6 protein-coding genes are annotated in these 4,607 nt (G+C 65.0%); 4 read left to right on the top strand and 2 right to left on the bottom strand.

Translation table 11 applies throughout. The annotated features are described in order from the left end of the window. The coding region (locus DBR23_RS30530) for a cation:dicarboxylate symporter family transporter (RefSeq protein WP_233250397.1) at window positions 1–419 on the top strand (419 nt) is incomplete at its 5' end. A gap of 173 nt (window positions 420–592) precedes the next feature. Then, window positions 593–1,039, top strand: coding sequence for a DUF2214 family protein (locus tag DBR23_RS11120; protein WP_056065213.1), 447 nt, complete (start codon window positions 593–595; stop codon window positions 1,037–1,039). A 97-nt stretch (window positions 1,040–1,136) separates the two neighbouring features. Here DBR23_RS11120 and DBR23_RS11115 read toward each other — a convergent pair whose 3' ends face one another. Further along, window positions 1,137–1,430 (bottom strand): PsiF family protein, encoded by a 294-nt coding sequence (locus DBR23_RS11115; RefSeq protein ID WP_056065216.1) that lies wholly within the window; start codon window positions 1,428–1,430, stop codon window positions 1,137–1,139. Window positions 1,431–1,511: 81 nt separating this feature from the next. Beyond that, complete coding sequence (locus DBR23_RS11110; RefSeq protein ID WP_108498289.1) at window positions 1,512–2,039, bottom strand: hypothetical protein; 528 nt, start codon at window positions 2,037–2,039, stop codon at window positions 1,512–1,514. A 110-nt stretch (window positions 2,040–2,149) separates the two neighbouring features. Between DBR23_RS11110 and argS the strand changes: the two genes are divergently transcribed. Together argS and DBR23_RS11100 are read left to right on the top strand one after the other, a co-directional pair. Then, complete coding sequence (gene argS, locus DBR23_RS11105) at window positions 2,150–3,859, top strand: arginine--tRNA ligase (RefSeq protein ID WP_108498279.1); 1,710 nt, start codon at window positions 2,150–2,152, stop codon at window positions 3,857–3,859. Between the two features lie 15 nt (window positions 3,860–3,874). After that, on the top strand, window positions 3,875–4,531 hold the full coding sequence (locus tag DBR23_RS11100; RefSeq protein ID WP_056747785.1) for an SPOR domain-containing protein: 657 nt from the start codon (window positions 3,875–3,877) through the stop codon (window positions 4,529–4,531). Window positions 4,532–4,607 lie beyond the last annotated feature (76 nt).

Raw genomic sequence — 4,607 nt, 5'->3', positions numbered from 1 at the left:
TCTACATGACGCTGGCCGCGCTGTTCATCGCCCAGGCTACCAACACCGAGCTGACGCTGGGCCACCAGGTGGCGCTGCTGCTGGTGGCGATGCTGTCTTCCAAGGGCGCAGCGGGTGTGACGGGCGCGGGCTTCATCACCCTGGCCGCCACGCTGGCCGTGGTGCCCGAAGTGCCGGTGGCCGGCATGGCGCTGATTCTGGGCGTGGACCGCTTCATGAGCGAATGCCGATCGCTGACCAACTTCATCGGTAACGCCGTGGCCACGGTGGTTGTCTCCCGCTGGGAAAACGCGCTGGACCAGGAACGCCTGGACGCGGCGATGAATGGCCATCCGCTGCCGTTCGCGGTGTCTGCGGCAGCGGCGCCTGCGGTGCCGGCGGATGTGCCCGTGCCGACGGTGGCGCGCACCGCGGCTTGATGGTCGGTATTTGCTGAATTAGCGCTTCCAGCGGCGCGGGCTCTCGGGCCCGCGCCGCTTTTTTGTGGGGCGCTTCGGGTCAGCGCCATCGCGCACAATGGTGGCCCTGCCGGACGGCACTGTGAGCGCTTGGCGCGGCGCAGTGGCCTCGGGCGCTACAAGGAATTCGCACCATGACCCTCGAAGCCTTCCTGGCCGCTTTTCACCTTCTGGCCATCCTGACCTTTGTGGTTTTTCTGTCCAGCCAGGCGGCGCTGTGCCGTATCGAGTGGCTCAACGCCGCCGTGGTCGAGCGCCTGGCCCGGCTGGATGTGATCTACGGTGTGGCCGGTGCGGTCATGATTGGAAGCGGCGTGGCCCGGTTGATCTGGGGCGTGAAGGGCGCTTCTTGGTACTTGTCGCAGCCCCTTTTTCACATCAAGATCACCCTGGTGCTGGCCATGGTCCTGCTGTCGTTTGTGCCCTCGGCCGCGTTCCGCCGCTGGCGCCAGAACCTGCGCAGCACCGGTGCGCTGCCTCCCGCCGCAGAGGTCGCGCGGGTCCGCCGCCTGGTGATGATCCAGTCGCATGTGCTGCCCGTGGTGGCTGTGATTGCGGTGTTCTGGGCGCGCGGCTGGTAAGCGCAAATACCCCCCGATAAAAAAAGCCCGCCCGGCTTGATGCCGGCGGGCTTTTCTTTGTCTGAGCCGGTGGCGCTGCACCGGGTATGAACTTACTTCACTTCTTCAGGCAATCGCTCATGAAGGCCTTGCGCTCGTCGCCCTTGAGGGTCTTGGCCTTGGCATCGGCGTTGCAGGTTTTCATCTTGTCTTGCTGGGTGGCGGGCTTGTTGCTCAGACAGGTCTTCATGAAGGCTTTGCGCTCGTCGCCCTTCATGTCTCCAGCGTCCTTGTTGCAGGTCGCCATTTTCGATTGCTGTTTGGTAGGGGCCTTGGCGTCTTCGGCGGCGTGGGCACCAAAGCCCAGTGTCAGCGCCAGGCCGAGTGCAGTCAGGGAAAGAAGCTTTTTCATGGAATCTCCTGGTGTGAATGCGTTATGGGGGGTCCCGGTGGCATTGCACCATAGAACATGGCCTGCGACAACGCGAACAAGTCATGACAACCCTGCGCGTGGCCTGGTGGCCGCGGCTGCATGAAAGGCTTTCAGTGCCTTGTGGATCTGCCGGGGGTCGTGCGCCAGGCCACCCAGGGCAAACACCACATCCCCCCGTTGCTGCCAGCGTTTGAGTGCCTTGACGATCACACCCCGTGCGGAGTCCCGGTGGCCGGGGCGCAACTTGACCAGGATCACGCCTTCGTAGTCGTCCAGGTGCACACGTTCCATGGCCTCCCAGGTCACGGTGTGCGGGTCGTCCTGGCGCAGATCGGTGATGCCGGTGGCGTCAATGACCACCGCCGGGTCTTGCTCCCGGTAGGCCTCCAGGGCGGACCGGCCCAGGGTTCCGCCCACACAGAACGAGACGAATGCGGCGCACAGGCAGAGGGCTGTGAGCAGCCGGTCGTTCGATACAGACGCCCAGTACAGCGAGAAGGCCAGGCATACCGCCATCAGCAGCACAAAAGGCACCTGAAACACCAGGGTCCAGCGGCGCCGATAGAGCAGGATGGGCTGGGGTTGCACGCGCAATCTCCGGTTGAAAGGGCATTGCGGCCCATTGTGCCTTTGGCTGCGGGATGCCTCCTGGCGGCGCGTCTGGTGCCCTGCTGCTGGCAGACCCGTAAAATCCACCGATGCTCACAGCCAAAAATGAATTGCTCGCTGCGCTCGCAGCCGAGCTGGAAAACCTGTCCCCCGGCGCTGGCGCCAAGGCAGCCTTTGAATCTCCCAAGGTGGCGGCCCATGGCGACTTCGCCTGCACCGCAGCCATGCAACTGGCCAAGCCCCTCAAGCTCAACCCGCGCGCACTGGGGGAACAGCTCAAGACCGCACTCGAAGCCACGCCCGCCTTTCAGCGCTGGGTGTCCGTCATCGAAATCGCGGGCCCGGGCTTTCTGAACATCCGCCTCCAACCCGCCGCCAAGCAGGAAGTGGTGCGTGAGGTGCTGGCTGCGGGCGAGCGCTTTGGTTACCAAGCCAGCAACGGCCAGCAGGTGCTGGTCGAGTTCGTGTCGGCCAACCCCACGGGCCCGCTGCACGTGGGCCACGGTCGCCAGGCCGCGCTGGGCGATGCGATTTGCAACCTGTTCAGCACCCAGGGCTGGAAGGTGCACCGCGAGTTCTATTACAACGACGCAGGCGTACAGATCGACACGCTGACCAAGAGCACGCAGCTGCGCGCCAAGGGCTTCAAGCCCGGCGACGACTGCTGGCCCACCGACAGCGAGAACCCGCTGGCCAAGAACTTCTACAACGGCGACTACATCGCCGACATCGCCGAGGCCTTCAAGGCCAAGGCCACGGTGAAGGCCGACGACCGCGAGTTCACGGCCAACGGCGATGTGGAGGACTACGACAACATCCGCCAGTTTGCCGTGGCCTACCTGCGCAACGAGCAGGACAAGGACCTGCAGGCGTTCAACCTCCAGTTCGACGAGTACTACCTCGAATCCAGCCTGTACACCAGTGGCCGTGTCGAGGCCACGGTGAACAAGCTCGTCGCCAACGGCAAGACCTACGAGCAGGACGGTGCGCTGTGGCTCAAGAGCACCGACTACGGCGACGACAAGGACCGCGTCATGCGCAAGCAGGACGGCACCTTCACCTATTTCGTGCCCGACGTGGCGTACCACATTGCCAAGTGGGAGCGCGGCTTCACCAAGGTCGTCAACATCCAGGGCACGGACCACCACGGCACCATCGCCCGCGTGCGCGCCGGCCTGCAGGCGGCCGATGTGGGCATCCCCAAGGGTTACCCCGACTACGTGCTGCACACCATGGTGCGGGTGGTCAAGGGCGGCGAAGAGGTCAAGATCAGCAAGCGTGCCGGCAGCTACGTCACGCTGCGCGATTTGATCGAGTGGACCAGCAAGGATGCGGTGCGCTTCTTCCTGCTCAGCCGCAAGCCCGACACCGAGTACACCTTCGACGTGGACCTGGCCGTGGCACAGAACAACGACAACCCCGTGTACTACGTGCAGTACGCGCATGCCCGCATCCAGTCGGTGCTGCGTGCGTGGCAAGAGGCGGGCGGTGGTGATGTGGCTTCGCTCAAGGATGTGGACCTGTCCGCCCTCGAAGGCCCGCAGGCCCAGGCGCTGATGCTGCAACTGGCCAAGTACCCCGAGATGCTCACCGCCGCCGCCGACGGTGAGGCGCCACACGATGTGACCTTCTACCTGCGCGACCTGGCCGCCAGCTACCACAGCTATTACGATGCCGAGCGCATCCTCGTGGACGACGAGGCTGTGAAGAAGGCGCGCCTGGCGCTGGTCGCTGCCACCGCCCAGGTATTGCACAATGGCCTGGCCGTGCTGGGCGTGTCGGCCCCGGCCAGAATGTAAGCAGTTACTACCAATATGAAAAAGCAACAGACGGGCGGGACCATTGTCGGCTTCATCGTCGGGGTCATCGTGGGCCTGGGCGCGGCGCTGGCCGTGGCCGTGTACGTGACCAAGGTGCCGGTGCCCTTCCTGAACAAGGGCAATGGCCGCGGTGCCGACCTGGACGCTGCGGAGTCCCAGAAAAACAAGAACTGGGACCCGAACTCGCCGCTGTATGGCAAGAACCCGGCCCGCCCTGCGGCACCCGCGGTGGCGGCAGCCGCGTCAGCCCCCGCATCGGCACCGGCCCCCGAGGTGCGCGCCGCCGCGTCGGCTGCCAAGCCTGCCGCGAGCAAGCCAGACGCCAAAGCCGAGGCCAAGGCCGAGAGCAAGCCGGGCGCTGACCCGCTGGGCGATCTGGCTGTGGCCAAGGCCGCGGCCAAGGGCAGTGTGGACCCGTTTGACTACTTTGTGCAGGCGGGCGCCTTCCGCACCCAGGCCGACGCAGACGCCCAGCGCGCCAAGCTGGCCATGCTGGGCTGGGAGGCCCGTGTGAGCGAGCGTGAGCAAAATGGCCGGGCGGTCTTCCGGGTGCGCATCGGTCCTTTCACCAAGCGTGACGATGCCGAAGTGCTCAAAGAGAAACTCGATGGCGCCGGGCTGGAATCGGCGCTGGTGCGTGTGCAGCGCTGATCGGCCTGTGGCTGTGAACAGGGGCCAGTGCATACAGCGCCACCACCAGGGCTGAACTTTTTGTAAAGGGATGTCT

Origin of the sequence: Acidovorax sp. HMWF018 (assembly GCF_003061035.1) — a bacterium.
GTDB classification, from domain to species: Bacteria; Pseudomonadota; Gammaproteobacteria; order Burkholderiales; family Burkholderiaceae_C; genus Acidovorax; species Acidovorax delafieldii.
The sequence above is the reverse complement of the archived record's forward strand: the minus strand, read 5'-3'. Positions and strand labels throughout refer to the sequence as shown.

Excerpts from the sequence above, each read along its gene's own strand:
- DBR23_RS11120 (WP_056065213.1), top strand. The coding sequence starts at position 593 with ATGACCCTCGAAGCCTTCCTGGCCGCTTTTCACCTTCTGGCCATCCTG.
- DBR23_RS11115 (WP_056065216.1), bottom strand. The coding sequence starts at position 1,430 with ATGAAAAAGCTTCTTTCCCTGACTGCACTCGGCCTGGCGCTGACACTG.
- argS (WP_108498279.1), top strand. The coding sequence starts at position 2,150 with ATGCTCACAGCCAAAAATGAATTGCTCGCTGCGCTCGCAGCCGAGCTG.
- DBR23_RS11100 (WP_056747785.1), top strand. The coding sequence starts at position 3,875 with ATGAAAAAGCAACAGACGGGCGGGACCATTGTCGGCTTCATCGTCGGG.